Genomic DNA, 22950 nt, shown 5'->3' on the forward strand with positions numbered 1-22950 from the left:
GTTTTTAATGGGGATTATTCATGATTAGCGAGTGTAAGGCATATTATATAACGTCAAGAAAAGAGGAGATCTCCGGCATGGGAGAAGCATCGGCTTCAGTATGGGGGAAGATGTCCGGCAGCGTGGAGCATGAAGCGGTAGGATTTGGATTCAATCATATCTAGGAATTATAAGCCGTAATTTAGCGATTAGTGATATAGAAGCCGGTACCTCTATTAGGGTATGGGCTTTTTCTTTTTCTATTACCCGGGAAGCAGGTGAGGCATATGCCCGAGATAGACAATCAAACCGTCATGATCCGCGGCAATACATTAACCATTGAGGAAGTTGTTAAGGTGGCCCGGTATTATCGGATGGTGGACCTGAGCGAGGAGAGCTGCCGCAAGGTGGACCGTACCCGCCAATATGTAGAGAAGCTCCTGCTGGAGAAAAAAGTGGTGTACGGCCTCACGACCGGCTTCGGCAAATTCAGTGATACGTACATCTCGCCGGAGGATACGAAGCAGCTGCAGCTTAATCTGATCCGCAGCCACTGCTGCGGAATTGGCGAGCCGTTCCCGGAGGAGGTTGTGCGCGCAATATTGCTGCTGCGGATAAACGCCTTATCCCTTGGTTATTCCGGCATCCGTCTGGAGGTGATCCGGCTGATGGTGGAGATGCTTAACCGGGGCGTAGTTCCGGTGATTCCGGAGAAAGGCTCCCTGGGCGCAAGCGGTGACCTTGCTCCCTTGTCGCATATGGTACTGGTTCTGATCGGCGAAGGCGAAGCCTATTATCAGAGTATACGGATGCCTGGTGCTCAGGCGCTGTCCAAGGCGGGGCTAGCGCCAATTGTCCTTGCGGCCAAGGAGGGGCTGGCCCTGATCAACGGAACACAGGTGATGACCGCTGTCGGCACGCTGGCCTGCCGGGATGCGCTGAATCTGGCCAACTGGGCCGACTGCACGGCCGCGCTCAGCTGTGAGGCGCTGCGGGCGGTCCGGGATGCGTTCGACCCGGCGACGCATGCGGTTCGTCCGCATCAAGGCCAGCGCCAGGCGGCCGATAATATCCGCAATCTGACAGCAGGCAGTAAGCTGATGACTAATCAGGGGGAAGTGCGGGTGCAGGATGCCTATTCGCTGCGCTGCGCGCCGCAGGTTCACGGTGCAAGCCGTGATGCGCTGGCTTACATCGCAGAGAAGCTGGAGATTGAGATCAACTCGGCCACAGACAATCCGCTGATCTTCGCGGATGAAGACAAGGTAATCTCGGGCGGGAACTTCCACGGGCAGCCGGTTGCGCTGCCGATGGATCATCTGTCCATCAGCGCGGCGGAGCTGGCGGATATTGCCGAGCGGCGGATCGAGCGGATGGTTAATCCGCAGCTGAACGAGGGGCTGCCCCCGTTCCTGACGAAGAACGGGGGGCTGCAGTCCGGGTTCATGATCGCCCAGTATGCGGCGGCGTCTGTGGTGTCCGAGAATAAATCACTGGCTCATCCGGCCAGTGTGGATTCGATCCCCTCCTCCGGCAATCAGGAGGATCATGTAAGCATGGGCACGATCGCCGCCCGGAAGGCGAAGCAGATCGTCGACAATGCCTATGCGGTGCTGGCGATCGAGCTGCTCTGCGGGGCGCAGGCTGCCGATTTTCGGGGGCCTCAGCTGCTCGGGGCGGGCACGAAATGGCTGTATGACCGCTGCCGGGAGCTGGTCCCGTTCGTAGACGGGGACCGGGTCCTGTCCGGTGATTTCGCCACCATCGCCGAGTGGATGAAGGAAGCGGATGTGCTGGAGGAGCTGTTCGCACTGGTTCCGTTTCATTCCTGATCAAGGGCAAGCAGAAACATTCGATTCCGCTAACCGGTTAGTTACTGGAGGACGGGGTTCGGCCGATCAAGCCTTTTGGCGAGTTTTAAACGAGGCAATGGGGCGGTAATGTAACAGTTTGCTCGGAGTTCATGTCTGGAAGCCGGCTGAGAACTTTAGTTCAGCCGCTATTGGCATAATTGTTGTAAATTTTGCAATTTTGATACCTGGATACCCGGGTGTTCAGGGGGATTGTTGTATGGGATACAACAATTCTTCCGCTAAGCCGGCTGGAGGAGGCGGAATGCTGTATTTTCTACAACAATTTCCGGTTACGGCCGATTTGATGAAGGGAATATTGTATTTTGTGCAGGATTTTTAATCGAAAATGTAATTCGCTACCTTGCGGGATAACGCTGCATTCAACCACGTATGAAAGTTTCCCGCTGGAAGGGGAGTTATCTGCAGCTTAAGCAGTCACAGGATTCCCGGCATGATCAGCATGTTCAATGGAGGAAGGGGAGTTAAGAATATGAGTATGGACGAACCAAGAGTCTGCCGCGCGCCAAGAGGCAGCGTGCTGAACACCAAGGGCTGGGTGCAGGAAGCGGCTCTGCGTATGCTGATGAATAATCTCGATCCCGAGGTGGCAGAGCACCCGGAGCAATTGGTTGTCTATGGTGGGATCGGCAAGGCCGCGCGCAACTGGGAGAGCTATGATGCTATTGTGCGCTCCCTTAAGATGCTCGAGGACAACGAAACTCTGCTGATACAGTCCGGCAAGCCGGTTACTGTCTTCCGCACCCATCGTGATGCCCCGCGTGTGCTGCTGGCCAATTCCAATCTGGTGCCGGCCTGGGCCAACTGGAGTACCTTCCATGAGCTGGACCAGAAAGGGCTGATGATGTACGGGCAGATGACGGCGGGCAGCTGGATTTATATCGGCACACAGGGGATTGTGCAGGGGACATATGAGACGTTCGCGGAGTGTGCGAGGCAGCATTTCGGCGGTTCACTTCGGGGGACGATCACGCTTAGCGCGGGACTCGGCGGCATGGGAGGCGCGCAGCCGCTGGCCGTCACCATGAACGGCGGGGTATTCATCGGCATCGATGTAGACCGGATGCGGATTGAGAAAAGAATCCAGTCCCGCTACTGCGATGTGCTGGCCGAAACGCTGGATGAGGCGCTGTCGCTGGCTGAAGCAGCCCGGGACACCGGGCGGGCGCTTTCGGTGGGCCTGCTCGGCAATGCGGCAGAAGTACTGCCGGTGATGATATCCCGGGGCTATGTCCCGGATATTCTGACCGACCAGACCTCGGCCCATGATCCGCTGAACGGCTATGTGCCGGAAGGCTTCACGGTGGATACGGCTAAGCAGCTAAGAATTGAGGACCCGCAGGGATATATACAATTGGCGCGAAAGAGTATCGCCCGCCACGTCGAAGCGATGCTGGAGCTTAAGCGGAGGGGGGCGGTTACCTTCGACTACGGCAATAATATCCGCCAGGTCGCCTATGATGAAGGCGTGAAGCAGGCTTTTGACTTCCCGGGCTTCGTCCCGGCCTACATCCGCCCGCAATTCTGCGAAGGCAAAGGACCGTTCCGCTGGGTCGCCCTGTCGGGCGATCCTGAAGATATCTATAAGACGGATGCGGCTATTCTGAAGGCATTCCCGGATAACGAAGGGCTGCAGCGCTGGATTACTCTGGCGCAGGAGAAGATCTCCTTTCAGGGGCTGCCTGCACGGATTTGCTGGCTCGGCTACGGTGAACGGGCGAAGTTCGGGCGGATTATCAATGATATGGTGGCAGCCGGAGAGCTGTCTGCGCCGATTGTTATCGGCAGGGATCATCTCGACGCAGGCTCTGTCGCTTCCCCCAACCGGGAGACGGAAGCGATGCGTGACGGCAGTGATGCGGTATCGGATTGGCCGCTGCTGAATGCGCTGGTCAATACCGCTGCCGGTGCCAGCTGGGTATCGCTGCACCACGGCGGAGGCGTCGGCATGGGCTATTCGCAGCATGCCGGAATGGTCGTGGTGGCGGATGGAACGAAGGAAGCGGAAGCACGGCTTGAACGGGTGCTGACCTCAGATCCGGGGATGGGCGTAGTCCGCCATGCGGATGCGGGGTATCCCCTGGCTGTGGAGACAGCCAAGGCTCAAGGCATTGTGATGCCCATGCTGATTGACCCGAAAGGAGTCAAGTGATGATCTATATTCAGAACGCTGCGCAAATCGCGACGCTTGGCGGTGCCAGTAGTAAGCCGAAGACGGGCAAGGACATGGAGGAGCTTGGGCTAATCGGGCACGGGGGGATCGTGATTGAAGACGGTATCTTCACCTTCGTCGGCAGTGATGAGGATGCGCGCAGCTATGTGGAGCAGCATGCCGGAGATAAGCAGGTGACGGTGTTCTCAGCTGAAGGGAAGACCGTCACGCCGGGGCTGGTCGATCCCCATACCCATGCCGTTTTTGCCGGCTCCCGGGAGTTTGAGCTGAATCTGCGGCTGCAGGGCGCTAAATATATGGACATTCTAAATGCCGGAGGTGGAATTCTGTATTCCACCGAACGGACCCGGGAAGCTACGGAGGAGCAGCTGATCGCCGAAACCGTGAAGCGGCTGGACCGTTTCCTGGCGCATGGAGTAACGACCATCGAAGCCAAGAGCGGATACGGATTGCGGCTGGAGGATGAGCTGAAGCAGCTGCGCGCAGCCCGCAGACTGGGTGCTTCCCATCCGGTGGATGTGGTGTCCACATTCATGGGCGCCCATGCCGTGCCGGTGGAATATCGCGGCGATGCGGATGGATATGTCCGCAGTGTCATTGAAGAGATGATTCCGGCTGTGGCCCGGGAGGGGCTGGCGGAGTTCTGTGATGTGTTCTGCGAAGAGGGAGTATTCACGGTGGAGCAGTCCAGGGACATTCTGGAGGCGGGCCGGAGCTGGGGGCTGAAGCCCAAGCTCCATGCCGATGAGATTGTCTCCTGCGGAGGGGCGGAGCTGGCCGCCGAGCTGGGGGCAGTGACAGCGGATCATCTGCTGCATGCTTCCGAAGCTGGCATACAGGCGATGGCGGAGAGCGGAGTAATCGCCGTATTGCTTCCGGGTACAGCCTTTTTCCTGATGGCGAAGCCTGCGGATGCGCGGGCGATGATTAATGCCGGTGTGCCTGTTGCGCTGTCGACCGACCGCAATCCCGGCTCCTCCCCGACGGAATCGCAGCCGTTTATTATGAATCTGGCCTGCCTGACGATGGGCATGACTCCGGCGGAGGTGCTGACGGCCTGTACAATCAACGCGGCACATGCGATCTGCCGTGCGGATGTGATCGGCAGCATTGAGGTTGGCAAACAGGCAGATCTGGTAATGTTCGATGCGCCGAATGTTCTCTACCTCCAGTACCATTACGCAGTGAATCTGGTGGATACCGTGTTCAAGAAGGGTGAGGCAGTCATTCAGAACGGACGGAGGGTATGGTGATGAGATCCTTGCGGATTAATGCGGAACGTCTGCAAAATAACATCCGGGAGCTGGCCAAGTTCGGCCTGAATGTGCAGACCGGAGGCCTGGACCGGACGACCTTCACTGAGGCCGAACTGGCAGCACGGCAGTGGCTCAAGAGTAAGCTGCTGGATCTGCAGCTTAGGGTCAGGGTAGATGAAGCGGCGAATATCTGGGCCACCCGGAGGGGAACGGGACAGGGGACTATATCCGGAGATTCGGATGTTATGGAGTGTCCAGAGGCTCCGGAAGACTTAGAGGTTTCAGGAGTTCCCGATGGGCAGAGGATTTCAGATCCGTCAGGAAATTCCGCAGCTGCCGGCGGTTCCTGTGCTTCCGGCAGAGCACGGGAGAGCCTTCCGGTGATCGCATTTGGCTCCCACATCGATACGGTTCCAAACGGCGGGAAATATGACGGTGCGCTTGGGGTTCTGCTGGCTCTGGAGGTCATGAATGTAATGGAAGAGAACAAGATCAGCACCCGGCATCCGCTGGAGCTGGTCTCCTTCAGCGCGGAAGAACCTAATCCGTTCGGACTCTCCACGTTTGGCAGCCGGGCGGTAGCGGGCAAGCTCAGCCGGGGTGATCTTGCCGGAGTGCGCAATGATCAGGGGCAGCTGCTGACGGAGGCGCTGCGGCGGGCAGGCGGAGATCCTGAGCATTTCGAACAATGCCGGAGGGACCCCGAGGCGCTTGCGGCTTTTCTCGAAGTCCATATTGAGCAAGGTAAGCGGCTGCTGGACCGGGGCATTCCAGTGGGAATCGTCACCGCCATCACGGGAATTTACCGCGAGGAGATTACCGTCACAGGAGAAGCGAATCATGCCGGTACCACCTTGATGCAGGACCGGAAGGATGCGCTGATGGGCGCTTCCGAGATGATGCTGGCGTTCGAAGCGGTCTGCCGGAAGCAGCCGGCGGATGAAGCCGTGGGCACGATCGGGCGGATCAGCAATGAACCGAATGCCGCCAATATTATTCCGGAGAAGGTACTCTTCCACCTGGAGGCCAGGGGAGCGGACCGCCAGCAGATTCAGGAGATGATAGGGGACTGGAGCCAGCAGGCTGAGGGGATTGCCCGAAGCAGAGCCCTCCGGCTGGAGCGGCGGCTGATTCTGGATCAGGCGCCGCAGCCAATGGATGCACGGGTCATTGATGTGAGTGCTGCGCAGGCAGAAGCGCTGGGGATTCCGGTTCTGCAGCTGGGCAGCATGGCTGGTCATGATGCTACGCATATGGCTTCGCTGACCTGCGCGGGAATGCTCTTCGTACCGAGTCTGGGCGGCAAAAGCCATTGCCCGGAGGAAGAGAGCCGGATAGCGGATATTGAGAAGGCGGGCAATGTCCTGCTGCAGTCTATTCTGGCACTCGATGAGCAACTAAGCCGTTAGGAGGACCAAACCATGCGCGAAATATATTCTGCAGATGTTCTGTACACGCAGGACGAATTCAAGAAGAATGGCGCTCTGCTGGTGGAGAACGGGATAATTACGGATGTGGGAGAACGTGAAGAGCTGCTGGGCCGCTATCCCGATGCCAGGCACATCCACTGGGAGAACAGAGCTATCGTTCCCGGTACCGTCAATTCACATAATCACTCCTTCCAGAGTCTGCTGCGCGGGATCGCGATTGATAAGCCGTTTCTGGATTGGCGGGATCAGGCCCTGTACAAGTACACACCGCTTCTCGATGAAGAGGCCATCTATACCGGCGCGCTGCTTGCCTTCGGAGAGATGCTGCGCTACGGAATCACGACCGTCTGTGATTTCTTCTATGTGCATAACGGCGGAACTGTCTACGATGAAGCTGTGATCCGGGCCGCGGGTGATCTGGGAATCCGGCTTGTATTTGCCCGCACGATGTATGACTGGACCGGGGCACCGCTGGATTACCGGGAGACGGTTCCGGAGGCTGTAGAGCGGACGAGGTCATTAGCCAAGAAGTATCAGGGCAATCCCATGGTTACAGTACATCCGGCTCCGCATAGCCCGCATGCGGCTTCACCGGAGATGATTAAGGCCGGGCATAAGCTGGCCATGGAGCTGGATACACCTTTTCACATCCATGTGGCAGAAGAAATGTTCGAGGTAGAAGAGATCCAGCGTGACTATGGCCTGCGGCCTGTGCATTATCTGGATTCCCTGGGCGTTCTCGATGAGCGGATGATTGCGGTTCATCTGGTCTGGGTGGAGGATTCTGAGATTGAACTGATTGGCGCAAGACGCGGGTCGCTGGCATACTGTCCGTCCAGTAATATGTTTCTGGCTGACGGGGTGACCCGCATTCCCGACCTGCTGAAGGCAGGCGTCAGAGTGACACTCGGGACTGACGGAGGCTGCAGCAATAACCGGATCAGCGTGTATGAGGAGATGCGCATGTGTGCGCTTCTGCAGAAGGTCAGCCGGCTGGACGGTACCTGCATCACCGCCGGACAGGTGTACCGGATGGGCACCCGGAGTGCCGGGGAGATTCTGCAGCTGCCGGTGGGTTCGCTCGAAACCGGGCAGCACGCCGACTTCGCGGCGCTCGACCTTCAGGATCTGTCGCTGGCTCCGAAGCGGGAATTGTTCGCGAACATGGTCTATGCCATGCAGCCGGGAGCGATCCGGACAGTAGTCGTTGGCGGGAAGGTGGTTTTTGAACAAGGAAAGATCAAGGCAGTATCCGAGGCAGCCATCGGAGGACGGGTAGACCGGTTGTTTGAGAAGTGGGCGAAGTAGAGGGAGGAATGGATAGATTAATGATAGAACGGTGGAGTCGAGGTAGTCAGATTGATGTCAGGCAATTGGACAAATGAATGCCAAATAGCCAGGCTATAGAAAGCCTGGCTATTTGGTGTGGAAATATAATTTAACATACATGTTAAATTGGGCTGCTGCGTGATCTATTTTTCTTCGTTAGCAATTAAACTGAAAATCCAATGTAGATCTTTTATTGCCTGAATGTATTGCTCGGCCGTTGCTTCAGGATTGCTTACAACTACTTCTGCGGCAGTTAGAGGATCGGCAAGGCGATCGTCATTCAGAGTTCGTGCATAGGCAATGGTTTCAGGCAGCGCAGTGAATACGCTTGGAACTGTAATGAAGATTTCTTTGGTAACTGCAGAACTGTCGAGTTTCAACTCCAACGTAATACTATATTTCACCGGCTCTGCAGTTCCGTTATAATCCATGTACCATAAATAATAGTCTCTAAGTAGATATACATCATCAGTAACGGTAGATGGAGCTTGAAAATCCATAATTCTAACATCAAAATCTCTAGGCCACTCGAACGCTGGATCAGCCATATAGACCGTTTGGCCAACAGTCATTGTGCCGGGAAGTACCCGGTCCTTGAAGTTGCCGGCGATGGTTGTAGCCAGTTCTGCATAAGATGCTTCGGAGAGCACCGGGATAGGAATCGCATAGCTTTCAGTACGATTCGGCTTTTTCAGGGAAATATAGATAGTGGTATACTCTTTTCCGAAATCAAGTCCTGTCATTCTAATACTGGTTGATTCACCATACACTGTTGCAGTCTGCAATGGTTCAGCTGTTCCACCCTCTTCTGAGTACACAGAGATCACATCACCTGGCTCAAGTCCATAAACATTTACAATGTCGTTGGTACCGACATGATTCTCCACAGAAAGGTTGTAGGTATTAGGCGTAGGACTCACATCAACCTCAACATAAGGGGGATTCACTGTCAACATGTTCGTGTCTGTGAAGCTCAGCTCACTGCCTGCAACATTCATATCAAACACATGCCAGTATTCATCGGTGCTGTCTGCAACAGGGATATGGTAAGTTTTTACCGGTGTTGCGTTGCTGCCGTTGTAGATTTCTACTTTGGCTCCGGAAGCAGCTAAGGTTTGCGTATGATCTGCTCCGTTTCCGCTAAAGTTGTGGACGTAGAACGTATATTTGCCGTCGACACGTTTGCGGATGGTAGTAGTCTCCGGACCGTATGAAGAGGTATCATCATGATCCAGATCGGCATACACTACATCATTATTGGAGAATTCTCTGTCACCGTACCAGGTATGGAAGGATTGGTTGCCAGGTGCAGGCCCAATCAGATGCGAATCTTCATCATACGGATACTCGCCCCAGGTGAGAACAATCCGGATTTCGTCGGCAGCCGGAATTTTTATAGCTGTAGCATTCTGTTCAGTGTTCTTATGGGTCGTCAACGAAGCGCCAATCACGTAAGTAGTAATATATCCTGCTTTTGATAACTCTCCGGTATAGATGCCGGGAGCCAGATTGGCAAAATACTTGCCTTCCGCATCCGTAATCACACTGGCGGCAATGGTTCCGGTTGTCGCTGCAAGACCTTTACGGAAATGGATAGTCATATCTGCTACCGGGTGATTGTCCACATCCGAGATATAACCTTCGAATCCGTAGACCACCTCGGTTACTGCGTGTGAATTGCTGCTGTTTCCGGACACTACCGGAGCGCCAACAACAGCTGAAGCATTATTGCCGTAGCTCACATGTCCCGGAGTCTGGGCGATGGTCGAGCCGCTGGCATTAATCAAGGCAGTGCCAATGGAGCCTTTTCCGGTTACTGAGGCAACAGCATTTAGAATCAGCGTATTGATACTTGCTCCGCTAGCGATATCAATTCTTGTATTTGCGGCACCTGGAGCAAGCGTGAGCTGCCCGATGGAGCCCGAGGTCAGGTTGACCTTAATAGCGGTAGCGAATATATCTACCGTCTCAAAGGTTCCGGCCAAAGCTACTTCTGCACTCGCCGGAATAGCTGCGGAGAGATCGATATTACCGAAGCCGCTGCCGGTTCCGCTGCCTTCTTCAAGCAGTGCACCTGACTGCAGAGTAATCTGTTCAACCGAGCTGGTACCTTCGGTGACAATTCGGATACTGCCGTCCTTCTTATTGACAATGACGGTTACAAGCACTGAATCCACTACATGGATACTGTTCTTTCCGCCGCCTGCAATGGTAGTGGTACCCTTAACCGTGACATTCTTTAGGGTCACATCACCTTTGCCTACTGCTTCGCTGATCACCAGATCACCTGTGATGATGGTATTGCTCAGCACAACTTCGGACGCTTCAATATACACAGAGCCGTTGACTGTGACAACGCCTGTCTCAGGTCCATAGTTACCTGCTTTATCGTAAACGATTGTATTAGCGGAAGAGGACGTTTGGAGTTTCAAGGCCCGGTCCAGCACACTGACAGCTTCTGCCCGGGTAGCCGTAGCGAGCGGTCTGAATTTTTGACCATAACCGTTCATAAGGCCTGCTGCAGCAATGGCGTTAATCTGCTTCTTGCTCCACTCATGGCCTGCAGCCGTATCCGTAAATGAAGCGGCCATATCCACTGCGTTCAGCTTAAGGACAGAACTTACAATGACCGCCATTTCTTCACGGGAAAGTGACTGATTGGGTCTGAAGGTCTGATCCGGGTATCCCATTATGTATCCTGCAGCAGCAGCTTTGGTAATATCCGTATAGAACCAGCTGGATGATTTGACATCCGCATAGGTGATTGCTGCTGTATTCGTATAACCAAAGGATTTGTTGATCAATGCTGTGAATTCGGCACGGGTAATTTGGTGGTCAGGCTGAAGAGATCCATCCTGATAGCCGGTAAGCAATCCTTGCTGCTGCCATTCCGTAAGGACACCCTCCGCCCAATGGCCGGCTGCGTCTTTGCCCACAACGGTAGCTCCGGAAGTATCATGAGCACTGGAAGCAGCGAATGATTGGCCCAAAGACATGAGATTCATACAAATACATAGCAATATAATAAGCGTGTTTCGGCGTAGCCTGTTTTTACTCTTCAATTCTTGACACCAGCTTTCATTAAAGTCTAATTAGGAAAGGTAAATGTTATGTAAAGGAACCTCCTTTGAATGTTAAATACTACTATTGAATGACGAAGAATGTCTATGAAATATTAGTTTTTTTGGAGTAAAAAGTAGTATTTTGTATAAAAATAGGATATTTGATTTAATTAATTGCGTTATTATGTAAATGTTTTTGTAAACCGGGATAATACGTAATAGTGAAATTCTGGTTATATTTAAGGCTGCCGGAAGCATAAGCTTGTCTATAAGTCCTGTCCACAAAAGGGGTTGAAGACTTGGCGAGTGCGTTTCTAGGCAGCTTTTTATCTGCAATGGCTACGGTTCTTGGCGTGATTCCCATCCTGTTCGTGAAGCGGCTGTCTGAGCTGTGGAAGGATGTGCTGGTTGCCTTTACCGCCGGAATTATGGTGTCCGCGACCACCTTCGGACTGATGCCGCAGGCGATCAAAGAGTCGGGAATCATCGCTCTTACTCTGGGTCTGATTACCGGGGTGCTTCTGCTTGATCTGATCGAGAGCCATATTCCGCATATTGATGTGGAGAACAAGCCCGGTCTCAGCAATCTGGATTCCAAAGCGCTGCTCGTGATGATCGCGCTGTTCATTCATAATATTCCCGAGGGTCTGAGTACCGGCTTCAGCTATGCCAGTGAGCAGGCGAGCCTGGGGCCCATGGTAGCTATTGCGATCGGTGCCCAGAATATGCCGGAAGGCCTGATCCTGGCAATATTTCTGATGAATGCCCGTGCGACCCGGCGCAAGGCATTGACTATTGCCGCCCTGACCGGCCTCATGGAGATGGTGTCGGCGGTCATCGGTTATTTTACAGCCAGCTATGTGCAGAATGTAGTTGGTTACGGGCTGGCCTTCGCAGCCGGAGCGATGCTCTTCATTGTCTATAAGGAGCTGATCCCGGAGAGCCACGGCCATGGATATGAGCGGCCTTCGACTTATTCGTTTATATTTGGATTGCTGGCGATGGTGTATATTACAACGTTTTTTGGCGGATGACGGATTTGTTCCATCACTGCCTGGGCGCGGCCGTATGCCAGCGCTGCCCGGAAGCTTGGGCTGATCCTGGGACAAGGCGGCAACAAATTTAATCCGCTGCAGAAGGCTACGCGGGCTGAAGCGGTACAATTGATCTCCAAACTATAGTTTCATTGATCTCAATATTAAGACCGCCTATGGTGTAGACACCAGGCGGTTTTTTGTATTGAACTGGAAGCGAGACACGATTTGCGTCTGCTTCCCAAAGCAGCTATACTGGCTGTTATCCCAGCGATTCATAGAGCGCTAGCTTGAAGATGGAAGGTGTGATTTGATGGACAGACTAACCTGGGAAGCTTTACTGACATTTGTACTTCTGGTTGCTGGTTTCATAAGCTTGTATGCTGCCATTCACAAACGGACGAACTTTGCCCGTTACAGTATGACGGTTCTGCTGATTGCCAGCGGGGCGCCGCTCGCGGTGATGCTGGTGCTGGAGAGCAGAAGAGACGCGCTCGATGCGAATATTGGGCTGGGTATGGCCTTTTTGCTGACATGGCTCATTACTGCCCTGGTATTTGCAGCTTCGGTGATTATATGGATCGTTAAGAAGAGAAAGCACGGTTAACCGGATTTATCGCTGTAATTCAAACTTGTTCCCCGGAGGTATGAAAAAGAAGCTGTCCAATGACTGCAGATTTCCTGCAGCTTCAAAGGCAGCTTCTTTCGCTTTGGAATCATTCAACTCTACAAGTGCAGTGTATACCGTCCTGCCTTGCTCACCTTACGGACAGTCTCTAGCTCAAGGGCAGAGAGTGGCGGTGAGGTAGCGGATGCAATATTCTGCCGCAGCTGTGCAAGGCTGCTCGCCCCCGGAATAATTGCGGCAACGGCAGGATCAGCCAGCGGATACTGCAGCGCTGTCTGCGTCAAGGTACGGGTGAGGGTAGTCTGCTGCATCAGCTGGCCGTGCAGCTCTGACAGCTCCGCAGCAGTATAGTCCAGATATGCCCGCTCCGCCTTGCTGCGGCCATGTTCTGTCAGGATGCCGCTGGCCAGCGGTCCCCGCGCAATCAGGCTGATACCCTCCCGGGCCAGCAGCGGAAGGATGCTCTCCTCCGGGCGTCTGTCGAGAATGCTGTACTGGCTCATCACACTGACTATTCCCGAGCGCTGCACATATTCCCGGATGACATTCGGCCGGATGGAGGAAATCCCGTAATGACGGATTACCCCTTCCTGCTTCAGCTCTTCAAAAGCTTCGATAGTCTCGTCAATCTCATCTTCCAGCGTTCCCCCGTGCAGCTGATACAGATCGATATAATCAGTCTGCAGCCTGCGCAGACTCTCTTTCACAGCCGAGCGGATATAGCTTTTGGAAGCATCCCAGCTCCAGCCCTCTTGGCCGGGAATTCTGCGGTTGCCCACTTTGGTGGCCAGAATTACATCTGCACGGCGGTGCCGGATCGCCTGGCCGACGATTTCCTCATTGCGGCCTTCATCGTAGAGATCGGCGGTATCCAGGAAATTGATTCCGTGATCAAGCGCTTCGTGAATAATAGCAGCGGCCTTCACCTCATCCGTCCCCAGCGTCATACAGCCGAGGCCCATGGCGCTTACATATAAATCAGATTGTCCCAAACGGTTAGTGTTCATCTGACCTGACGTCCTTTCGTTACTGTAATTGTGTCTATTATATCATCCTGATACGCCAAAACGGCAATCCCGCCGCCGCTGGCTGTCAGCCGGGCGGGCAGGATTGCCGTTATAAGTAAGAATAGATGTTGTCTATCAGCCTTTCAGGCGCCGGATTATCCGCGCAGAATGTTCTCGATCTGCTCCAGCTCTTCTGCACTCAGCTCAGGCGCATTCAGGGAAGCTACAGCATCTTCGATCTGGCTGACTTTGCTCGCGCCGATCAGCGCGGAGGTCACTTTGCCGCCGCGGAGTACCCAGGATAAGGCGAGCTGGGACATCTTCTGTCCGCGGGCAGCGGCAATATCGTTCAGCTTGCTTACCTTGGCGATCACCTCGGCCGTGATTTCCTTCTCGGAGAGGAACACGCTTGGTCCGGCTGCACGGGAATCTGCGGTAATGCCTTTCAGGTAACGGTCGGTCAGGATACCCTTTTGCAGCGGAGAGAAAGCGATAGTGCCGATGCCTTCTTCAGCCAGCACATCCTGCAGCCCGTCTTCGATCCAGCGTGACATCATTGAATAGTTCGGCTGATGAATCAGGCAGGGAGTGCCGAGACGGCGGAGAATCTGCGCGGCTTCACGCGCTTCTTCAGGCTTGTAGTTCGAAATACCGACATACAGCGCTTTGCCCTGGCGTACTAGCAGATCCAGTGCAGACATGGTTTCTTCGAGCGGTGTATTCGGATCTGGACGATGGTGGTAGTAGATATCCACATAATCCAGGCCCAGCCGCTTCAGGCTCTGATCCAGACTGGATACGAGATTCTTCTTGGAGCCCCATTCGCCGTACGGGCCGGGCCACATATAGTAGCCGGCTTTGCTGGAGATGATCAGCTCATCGCGGTACGCGGCGAGATCCTTCTTCAGAATCTGTCCGAAGCTCTCTTCGGCGGAGCCTGCGGGCGGACCGTAGTTATTGGCGAGATCGAAGTGGGTAATCCCCAGGTCGAAAGCGCGGCGGACCATGGCCCGGCCGTTCTCGAACACATCGTTGCCGCCGAAATTATGCCAGAGTCCAAGCGAAATCGCCGGGAGCAGCAGGCCGCTGCGGCCGGTGCGGTTATATTTCATAGTGTCATAGCGTTCAGGACTAGCGATATACATATTATTCCTCCTACAATTTGTTGGTTAGTGTGTTCTGTGATTAATGTGTACAAACTGGCGCTCCCTATCCGGGGAATGTTAGCGTTTGCTTCTCCGGCCGGGCCACGTTCTTATTGTACCGAATCCGTGCGGATAATCGTATGTCAGCATGGATGATGTTTATAGAACAATGTCAGTATCGGTGTGGCGGATGCGGTATTCTTTGGGGGAGCAGCCTTTAACCTTTTTGAACATACGGGAAAAGAGCAGTGCGTCCTGATACCCGACAGAATGCGAGATCTCGCCGATGGTACAGCTGGTCTCGGTCAGCAACTCGCAGGCCTTGGCAATCCGGAAATTAAGCAGATACTGCTGCGGCGGCAGACCGATCGTCCGTTTGAACAATGTGGAGAGGTACTTGCGGTCCAGCTTCAGAGAAGCGGACATGCTCTCCACGGTGACATTCTCACAATAATGGGCATGCAGGTAGTGGAGGCATTGCTCGACATAGACACTCTTTTGACGCGGAATCACCAGGTTTGCAGTGGCCGGAACCGTGCGCAGCAGCAGGGATAAGAACTCATAGAGGATTACCTTGAGCGGCAGATCCAGCACATCCTGGCAATCGGCGGCTTCAGACAGCCTCTCGAATAGAGAGGGCATCAGCTCTTGATCCATCGGGAACACCGGCTGCTCGGGCGACAGCGAAGTCCGCGACAACAGATATCCGGCTTCTTCTCCGGTAAAAGCAATCCATGAATAGGTCCAGGGACTGTCCTGGTCTGCGGCATAATGCGTCACAACATGGGGATAGGTGAGGAAGGCTTGTCCTGCCCCCAGCGTGTGGCTCGCTTCCCCGACAACGACTTTGCCGGTGCCTTCGTGAATGAAGTGGATTTTGTACAAATCACGGACACCGGGTCCGACGGAATGGCCGGGTGCGCATTGCTCCTGTCCCCAATAATGGAGATGGAGATCGGGACTGGTTCGGTGTGGACGATGGGAATTATATTTGAATATGGCCATGCTTCAGCCTCTTTCCTGTATAGGGAGTGTTCTTTGCCTAAAAAGTGTATATTCCCCATTATACATCAGTTTCCCCAAGGCAGATCAACCGCAAAAAGTCCCGGCTCCGCTGAAGGGGAGAGGGACCATACGTACATATTTCATAACACAGATGCCGGAGTTTTGGCAGGGTCAGGCTTCCATTTTGAGCATAACGAGCTCTTCCACGGGCACCCCGTTCACCAGATGCTCCTCCACAATGCGCGCCACATCATCGGTGGTTACATTGTAGTACCAGATTCCGTCAGGATACACGATGACAAAAGGCCCGTTGCCGCATAGGCCGAGACAGCTGGTTTTGTTGATTTTGACCGTTTTGTTAATCCCGTGTTCCACCATCTGCTCTTTGAATTCCTGCATGACCTCTTCAACATCCTGGTTATTGCAGTGTTCGCTGCAGCAGAAAAGTAAATGTTTCTTGAGCACCTTCAAACGCATATTCATCGCGGTTCCCCCTATAAGATATCTGAGTGGCTGACCTGTCTTATGAGGAGTATAGCCTCTTTTGGCGGTGCTGTAATGCGGTTGAGACCATTGTTCTAAAAGGCTTAATAAATGCCATGAGGCGGATAATTAAGTGTTATCTATGCTGACTCCGAAACGGGGAATATGAGTAAAATGTGTCCGGAATGCAGGAGGAAATCCGCTTGGAAATTATTTCCCGGATTATTTCCTGTTTCATAAATAATTTTGAGGTTACGTTTACAAGTTTATAAAATATCAGTTTCGCGGATGCCTGTTTGGTTAAGTAAGGGATGTGAAAGTTAAAGTGAGACCAATCCTTATTCACAAAATAAGCTACCAGGAGGGAATCGTTATGAACAAGAAAATTGTAGGTGTATTCTATACCGAGCATGAAGCTTCACGGGCCATTGAAGACTTGAAGAGTCACGGGTTTCTGACAGAGGATATCTCAGTGATAGCGAGAAATAAACGGGATGTTGAAGCGATCAGTGATGAGACAGGAACCAAGGCGCCTGAAGGCATGGCATCCGGTGCAGCAACAGGCGGTATACTCGGCGGTGTCACCGGGCTGCTGGCAGGCATCGGCGCGCTGGCGATACCGGGGATCGGGCCGATTATTGCTGCGGGACCAATTGCCGCGACATTGACGGGAGTAGCCGTAGGTGCAGGAACAGGCGGGCTTGTGGGCGGTCTGATCGGGCTGGGTATTCCGGAGGATGAAGCGGAGAGTTACGACAACTATGTGGATGAAGGACGCATTTTGGTCATGGTTGATGCAGATAACACGCGGGAAAGTGATGTATACTCCATTTTCCGCAACCATAATTCAGCGAACGCAGACCGTTATATGGATGATCCTAATACAACCGGCGATGCTGCGGATACCGCACGTCATTCGGTAACAGATACCGTGGATGCCGCGTTCAACGGCTCGGGTCTTGAAGGCAGGGACGATACAGGGCTGGATACGATGAATTCGGCAACGGAGCATGATCTCCCGGGGACAAGAGCACTGGATGATGTGAACCGGCGGGGAATGACGGGAGATGTATATTCCGGTACGCCGAATGGCATAGACAGGGCGCTGGATAGTACACGAACTGGCGGGTTCAATGATCCGGATGAAGACCGCAGGCTGCATTTGCGTGAAGAACAGCTGGACGTATCCAAGAACAAGGTGCAGACCGGTGAGGTCAACGTACACAAGGAAATCATCGAAGAGCAGAAAACGATCAATGTCCCTGTTACCCATGAAGAGATTGTTATTGAGCGGCGTGCCGTCAATAATGACACAACAGCAGAGCCGGTTGGCGCGGATGAAACGATCCGAATCCCGGTGAGCGAGGAGCAGGTGGAGGTCCGTAAGAATACGGTCGTTACCGGTGAAGTCGAAATTCACAAACGTGAGGTTCAGGGAACCGAGCAGGTACAGGATACGGTCAGACGCGAGGAAGCACGGGTCGACAAGAGCGGAGAAGTGAAGGTGGACGGCAGTGACGAGCTGCTGAGAGACCACAGCCGCAGCCGTTAAATAGCAGGGACGTTATAACATTCTGACAGGCTAGATGACGGGATTTGTCATTAAGGCTAAAGCTAGTGGGAACGGCCTTGCCGTCACTTTAATCATGGAGCTGTTTCAGCGAGAAAAATAAAAGGGTTTCCGCGAAGTCCAGCCGGACTTCACGGAAACCCTTTTGTATATTCATTGAACCGGTAATCCTCGGATCAGAATGAAATTCCGCTTGAAGCAGAGGACCCAATCCGGCGAGGCTTTAACTGTATTTTCTGCAACTAAAATCACTGAAAATTGCCCGGGAAGTGCTTTAGTTGCACTTTATACAATTATATTGACCAGTTTCTCTCAAAAGGCTCACCTCATGCTATTTTAGCTGTACAGAATACACTTAGCGTAATAAATCTGGGCGTATACCTTGTTATAACTGTATGAAATACAATTGTTATCCGCTGCCTTGATGCCTACATAAAGGCCGCATTGGCTCTGGCCGGAATGACCTCCGGGATGTCCTTGCCCGGCAGGAAATGAATGCTGCGGATGTAGCGGATCGTGCGGCTCTGCGCCCGCATGATCACCGAATGGGTCTCGGCGCGTTCCTTGCCGATGAAGCGGACGCCGCTGAGGAACTCGCCGGAGGTTACCCCGGTGGCGGCGAAGATGACATCGCCGGTGCCGACCATATCCTCCATGGACAGCACCCGTGCCGGATTGTCCAGACCCATCTGCAGGCAGCGCTGCATCTCGAAGGGGCCTTCGGGCAGCAGTCTGCCCTGAAGCTCGCCGCCCAGGCAGCGCAGTGCGGCGGCGGCGAGTACACCTTCCGGTGCTCCGCCGGAGCCCATGTACAGATCTACATCGCTGTCCGGCAGCGCAGCGGCTATTGCCCCGGCGACATCGCCGTGATTGATCAGCTTGATGCGCACGCCTGCTTCACGCAGGATGCTGATTAAGCCTTCATGCCGCTTGCGGTCCAGTACCATCACCGTCAGCTCGGAGAGCGCTTTGCCGGTGATCATGCCGGCTTTGCGCAGCGTTACTTCGGCCGGATCATCCAGGCTTAGCTTACCGGCCAGCTCCGGTCCGCAGGCCAGCTTCTCCATATAGATATCCGGCGCATGCAGCAGGCTGCCCTTGTCAGCAATTGCAATCACCGACTGTGCATTATGCAGTCCGCAGGCGACGACCTCGGTCCCTTCCAGCGGATCTACCGCTACATCGACGGAAGGGCCGTTCCGGTTACCGACACGTTCTCCGATATAGAGCATCGGCGCCTCATCCATCTCGCCTTCGCCGATCACCACGGTTCCGTCAATGGAGACAGAATCGAACATGGAACGGATTGCGGTTGTGGCAGCATTATCTGCCGCATTTTTGTCGCCCCGGCCAATCCAGCGTGCTGAGGATAAAGCACCCAATTCAGTGACCCGTACAATTTCCAGTGCCAATTCGCGTTCCATAATGATTCCCTCCAGTGTAGTTAGAATAGTTAGATTAGATATAACCCATAATGATGCCGGCGGTTTCTTCAATCGCCTTATCCGTAATATCAATGACCGGGCAGCCCAGCTTGGCGAACAGTGTTGCCGCATATTCCATCTCTTCTGTAATACGTTCGAGGCTGGCATACTGCGAGCCGGTAGGCAAGCCCAGCATCTTCAGCCGCTCAGAGCGGATCTTCAGCATGTACTCCGGCTTCATGGTCAGACCGATGATCCGGTTCGGCGGCAGGCTCAGCAGCTGCTGCGGCGGACCGACCTCCGGGACGACCGGATAATTCACCACCTTCTTGCCGCGGTGGGCCAGAAAGATGCTGAGCGGTGTCTTCGAGGTGCGGGACATGCCGAGCAGAACAATATCCGCCTTCAGCATGGCCCCGAGATCACGTCCGTCATCACAGGCGACGGTGAATTCAATCGCCTCGATCCGGCTGAAATATTCCTCGTCCAGCTGATGCAGCAGTCCGGGCCGGGCCTCCGGAGCATCATCGAAGGTATCGATGAAGGCCTGCATCATCGGGCCCATAATATCCACAATCCGCAGATCGAGGCGGACTGCCTCCTCGCGGATCATCTCCCGCAGCTCCGGCTGGACCAGGGTATAAGCTACGAAACCTTGAAGCTGGGCCGTCTCTTCCATTAATTTGCGCAGTTCATCTTCATGTCTGACATTACCGTATCTTCTGATCGTGACACGCTGATTCTGAAATTGGTGAATGACGGCCTGCACGACAGCTTCCGCCGTATCTCCAATAGAATCCGAGCATATCGTAATGTAATGGGTGGATGGCTCCATGCTCTATCGATTCCTCCGTTATCCTTTGGCTTCAAGCTCGAGGAGAAGCTTCACGATGGAAGTCTTCGTGAGCCGCCCTACTACGTCCAGACCTGAGCCGGACCCTTCCCCGCTGCCGGGAACAACTACCGGCAGACTGTCTACCTCGTGGTATATCATGCGCTGCGCGGCGTCAAGCACCGTGTCATCGGGCGAAACAGTTATTACCTTGGGCTGGCGGGTCATGACCATGCTCACAGGCATGGTTACCGCGCCGGGATTACCGAGCGTGACCTTCAGGAAGTCCTTGCGCGAGGCGACACCGGTCAGCTTGCCGTCGCTATCGCAGATGATCAGCGTACCGACATCCTGAAGAAACAGTGTAACTACGGCGTCCTGAATCGTTGTATTCTCGCGGATAATGACCGGGATGCTCTGGATATCGCTAACCTTGGTATCCTGCAGCAGCCCCCGGCTGTTATGGCGCGCTGCGGCTTTGGTACCGGGGAAATAACCGACCTTCGGCTTCGCATCGACATATTCGAGCATAACCAGGATGGACAAGTCCCCCCGGATGGTCGGCCGGCTCAGGCCCAGGCTTTCCGCGATTTGGTCTCCGGTAATCGGCGCTCTTTTTTTCACAATCTCAATAATTTGCAATTGCCGGGTTGTCAGTTCGATCACAGTTTTCCTCCACTTTCCGGTTTACGTTATAGATACAGGCACTCCCTTGGCAGAAAAGGAGCACCGTGCGCCGATTCCCCCTCTTCATTCAGACGTCCTATTTGGAATTAAATCCCCTAACTTGCTTATATAATACGCAATAATGATCATAAATGCAATATATAGTACGTCATATATAATAATTTTCTGAAAAAATAGGTAGCTTAATCAGATTTGCGTTAAGGGAAAAGAAAAATTCTCTAATATATGGTATTTATTTAATGCTCTTTCCTCACATGTATGGTAAGGTTTGATCAGGCAAGGAGGTGTATTCATTTGAGGAAATCAAGCTTCGTTCTCATTTGCGGGATAGTCATCCTAACGCTGTTATCTGCCGGATGCAGCAAGGACACCCCGAAGTACGCAGAATTGTTCACACAGGTGGAAGAGCACAGGGCTGTGTTCAACCAGCCGCTCGAAGACGGGCTTGCCGTTCTGGGGGTTACCGATGCTGTGGGGGAATATGATCCGAATTTGGGTACAATCATGCAGGATGATGTCCTGACCGTCAATCAAATGGAGTTCATCCAGCAGATTACGGCAGATGTTACAAATGATACAATTATCGGTTACCGGATTGGGACGGTCTTTCCCAGATCGGAAAGCGGTTATGAGGATGCGAGAGAGCTAGTGCGTGCTTTTCTGGAACATTACAAGCCTGCGGATGATGAAGAGGCTGACAAAGTCGAGCAATCGGTTCAGACGATTGACCGGATGGCGCTTCCGCTCATGCCGTCAATAGGCTTTATCCGAGAATCGTGGACATATGGCGAGGGTGAGAAGAAGCTGTATATTACCTACAGGATATCGAACAGTTTTGAGAGCGATGAGGAATTGCCGCTGAATTTGTTTTTCAGCTCTGAGGAGTAGCGTTATCCCCCAGCGCGCTTGAGCTATAGGGTGAAAATAACAGAACAGCCCGGAGCCCTTTGTAAGGGTCCAGGCTGTTTTTGCTAAACAGGGGCAGGATTAATTAATCCTGCGGAAGAGCTTCAATGCTTGTTTTTTGAAGTACGGGTATTGCCGGTTTTTGTTTGAAAATCAGCTGCTTCAGCGCGCCTGCATTCACAAGGACCGTGCCAGCGATAATGGTGAATACACCAAGCAGCGTTACCCAGGTTACCGCTTCGTTATAGAACAGGAAGCCCACCCCTACGGCAATCGGCGGAGAGATATACAGCCAGGTCGACGGAAAGACAGGATTCGTCTTGGAGACGAGCCAGTAGAACAGGGTATGACCAACCATGGAGCCGACAACGGTCAGGTAGAGCAGGGAGCCTGCGGTTTTGAACGATAACAGGAAGGCGGGATGCAGCGGCTCGGTAAATAGCGAGATGGTGAACAGCAGCGCTCCGCCGTACATCATCTGGGCCGCATTCAGTGCCACAGGGGATACTCCGGAGAAGGTAGTGGTTACTTTTTTGGAGTAGATCGCCCCTGCCGCATAGCAGAGTTCTCCGATCAGAACGACAACACAGCCGATCAGCCAGAGCGGTGTGACATCAGCTGCAAAATTCGGCAGCACAAGCAGCAGTACGCCGGTGAAGCCGATGATACAGCCGAACAGCGAGTAGGCGGGAGCCTTTTGCCGGAGAAAAGCCATCTGCATCAGCAGAATCATCATCGGCCCGGTTGCCGATAATACGGCCGCGAGTCCGGAGGATACATATTGCTCGGCCCAGTAAAGTGCGGCGAAGGTGCCGAAGGTCAGCGTTGCTCCGGTGAACAGCATTTCCTTGCGCAGTAGCAGCGAGAAGCTGGCTTTGCCTTTCACTACCATGAACAGGAACAGCACCGCCCCTGCCGTGAAAAAACGAAGTCCCGCAGAGAAGAACGGCGGCGCTCCGGCGTCTACGCCGATTTTGATCGCGAGAAAGGTTGTGCCGAAGATCAGACAGACCAGTGAATAAGCTAACATAATCATGTTTCCGTGCCCCTTTGTGGTGGTAATGTGGCAATCTCCTAAAGTATTCTGTTAATCATATCCTCATAGGCGCAGAACAGATTGCAGAACACA

Annotated in this window: 18 protein-coding genes and 2 pseudogenes; 11 read left to right on the top strand and 9 right to left on the bottom strand. The window is 53.6% G+C overall.

The window, feature by feature from the left end; genetic code table 11:
• Window positions 1-20: 20 nt before the first annotated feature.
• The 6 genes from NSU01_RS05870 to NSU01_RS05895 all read left to right on the top strand — a co-directional run bounded on the left by NSU01_RS05870 (window position 21) and on the right by NSU01_RS05895 (window position 8017).
• Entirely contained in the window at window positions 21-164 is a 144-nt protein-coding gene (locus NSU01_RS05870; RefSeq protein ID WP_179093393.1) for a hypothetical protein, read from the top strand.
• A 102-nt stretch (window positions 165-266) separates the two neighbouring features.
• Window positions 267-1811 (top strand): histidine ammonia-lyase, encoded by a 1545-nt coding sequence (hutH, locus tag NSU01_RS05875; RefSeq protein ID WP_076242294.1) that lies wholly within the window; start codon window positions 267-269, stop codon window positions 1809-1811.
• A gap of 511 nt (window positions 1812-2322) precedes the next feature.
• On the top strand, window positions 2323-4002 hold the full coding sequence (gene hutU, locus NSU01_RS05880) for a urocanate hydratase (protein ID WP_144025946.1): 1680 nt from the start codon (window positions 2323-2325) through the stop codon (window positions 4000-4002).
• Window positions 4002-5276: an imidazolonepropionase gene (gene hutI, locus NSU01_RS05885; RefSeq protein ID WP_076242295.1), complete on the top strand. Its 1275-nt coding sequence runs from the start codon at window positions 4002-4004 to the stop codon at window positions 5274-5276. Before hutU ends, hutI begins: the two co-directional genes overlap by 1 nt.
• A complete protein-coding gene (locus NSU01_RS05890) occupies window positions 5276-6688 on the top strand; it encodes a Zn-dependent hydrolase (protein ID WP_083705098.1) in 1413 nt (470 codons plus the stop codon). Before hutI ends, NSU01_RS05890 begins: the two co-directional genes overlap by 1 nt.
• A 12-nt stretch (window positions 6689-6700) precedes the next feature.
• Window positions 6701-8017: an amidohydrolase gene (locus NSU01_RS05895; protein WP_076242297.1), complete on the top strand. Its 1317-nt coding sequence runs from the start codon at window positions 6701-6703 to the stop codon at window positions 8015-8017.
• Window positions 8018-8181: 164 nt separating this feature from the next.
• Here NSU01_RS05895 and NSU01_RS05900 read toward each other — a convergent pair whose 3' ends face one another.
• Complete coding sequence (locus NSU01_RS05900) at window positions 8182-10974, bottom strand: S-layer homology domain-containing protein (RefSeq protein WP_076242298.1); 2793 nt, start codon at window positions 10972-10974, stop codon at window positions 8182-8184.
• 425 nt (window positions 10975-11399) lie between these two features.
• On the opposite strand from NSU01_RS05900, the gene NSU01_RS05905 reads away from it, so the two are divergent.
• Together NSU01_RS05905 and NSU01_RS05910 are read left to right on the top strand one after the other, a co-directional pair.
• On the top strand, window positions 11400-12134 hold the full coding sequence (locus NSU01_RS05905) for a ZIP family metal transporter (protein ID WP_081969841.1): 735 nt from the start codon (window positions 11400-11402) through the stop codon (window positions 12132-12134).
• Window positions 12135-12447: 313 nt separating this feature from the next.
• Window positions 12448-12741 carry a hypothetical protein gene (locus NSU01_RS05910; protein ID WP_042134081.1) on the top strand — a complete coding sequence of 98 codons (294 nt, stop codon included), beginning with the start codon at window positions 12448-12450 and terminating at the stop codon, window positions 12739-12741.
• Window positions 12742-12860: 119 nt separating this feature from the next.
• Here the strand turns inward: NSU01_RS05910 and NSU01_RS05915 are convergent, their stop codons facing one another.
• The 4 genes from NSU01_RS05915 to NSU01_RS05930 form a co-directional block, all read right to left on the bottom strand.
• The gene (locus NSU01_RS05915; RefSeq protein ID WP_076242299.1) at window positions 12861-13769 is read right to left on the bottom strand and encodes an aldo/keto reductase; all 909 of its coding nucleotides are present in this window, start codon (window positions 13767-13769) and stop codon (window positions 12861-12863) included.
• A gap of 155 nt (window positions 13770-13924) precedes the next feature.
• The gene (locus tag NSU01_RS05920; RefSeq protein ID WP_039302057.1) at window positions 13925-14914 is read right to left on the bottom strand and encodes an aldo/keto reductase; all 990 of its coding nucleotides are present in this window, start codon (window positions 14912-14914) and stop codon (window positions 13925-13927) included.
• 159 nt (window positions 14915-15073) lie between these two features.
• Window positions 15074-15919 (bottom strand): AraC family transcriptional regulator, encoded by an 846-nt coding sequence (locus tag NSU01_RS05925; RefSeq protein ID WP_042134085.1) that lies wholly within the window; start codon window positions 15917-15919, stop codon window positions 15074-15076.
• 171 nt (window positions 15920-16090) lie between these two features.
• Window positions 16091-16402 carry a (2Fe-2S) ferredoxin domain-containing protein gene (locus NSU01_RS05930; protein ID WP_042134087.1) on the bottom strand — a complete coding sequence of 104 codons (312 nt, stop codon included), beginning with the start codon at window positions 16400-16402 and terminating at the stop codon, window positions 16091-16093.
• A gap of 373 nt (window positions 16403-16775) precedes the next feature.
• Here NSU01_RS05930 and NSU01_RS05935 point away from each other — a divergent pair.
• Window positions 16776-17270 (top strand): annotated as a pseudogene (locus NSU01_RS05935) (general stress protein); the annotation flags it as partial.
• 300 nt (window positions 17271-17570) lie between these two features.
• A pseudogene (locus NSU01_RS05940) lies at window positions 17571-17954 on the top strand (YsnF/AvaK domain-containing protein); the annotation flags it as partial.
• A gap of 446 nt (window positions 17955-18400) precedes the next feature.
• On the opposite strand, the gene glpX reads toward NSU01_RS05940, so the two are convergent.
• From glpX to NSU01_RS05955, 3 genes are read right to left on the bottom strand one after another with little or no spacing between them, the layout of a single operon-like run.
• On the bottom strand, window positions 18401-19396 hold the full coding sequence (glpX, locus tag NSU01_RS05945; RefSeq protein WP_042134091.1) for a class II fructose-bisphosphatase: 996 nt from the start codon (window positions 19394-19396) through the stop codon (window positions 18401-18403).
• 34 nt (window positions 19397-19430) lie between these two features.
• Complete coding sequence (locus tag NSU01_RS05950; protein WP_039302045.1) at window positions 19431-20231, bottom strand: pyruvate, water dikinase regulatory protein; 801 nt, start codon at window positions 20229-20231, stop codon at window positions 19431-19433.
• 18 nt (window positions 20232-20249) lie between these two features.
• The gene (locus NSU01_RS05955; protein WP_179093394.1) at window positions 20250-20894 is read right to left on the bottom strand and encodes a helix-turn-helix transcriptional regulator; all 645 of its coding nucleotides are present in this window, start codon (window positions 20892-20894) and stop codon (window positions 20250-20252) included.
• A gap of 315 nt (window positions 20895-21209) precedes the next feature.
• Between NSU01_RS05955 and NSU01_RS05960 the strand changes: the two genes are divergently transcribed.
• A complete protein-coding gene (locus NSU01_RS05960) occupies window positions 21210-21803 on the top strand; it encodes a hypothetical protein (RefSeq protein ID WP_042134094.1) in 594 nt (197 codons plus the stop codon).
• Window positions 21804-21906: 103 nt separating this feature from the next.
• On the opposite strand, the gene NSU01_RS05965 is transcribed toward NSU01_RS05960, so the two are convergent.
• Complete coding sequence (locus tag NSU01_RS05965; protein ID WP_076242301.1) at window positions 21907-22857, bottom strand: EamA family transporter; 951 nt, start codon at window positions 22855-22857, stop codon at window positions 21907-21909.
• Between the last annotated feature and the right edge of the window lie 93 nt (window positions 22858-22950).

This window comes from Paenibacillus sp. FSL H8-0259 (genome assembly GCF_037963255.1).
In the GTDB taxonomy this organism is placed as follows: domain Bacteria; phylum Bacillota; class Bacilli; order Paenibacillales; family Paenibacillaceae; genus Paenibacillus_AQ; species Paenibacillus_AQ phytohabitans.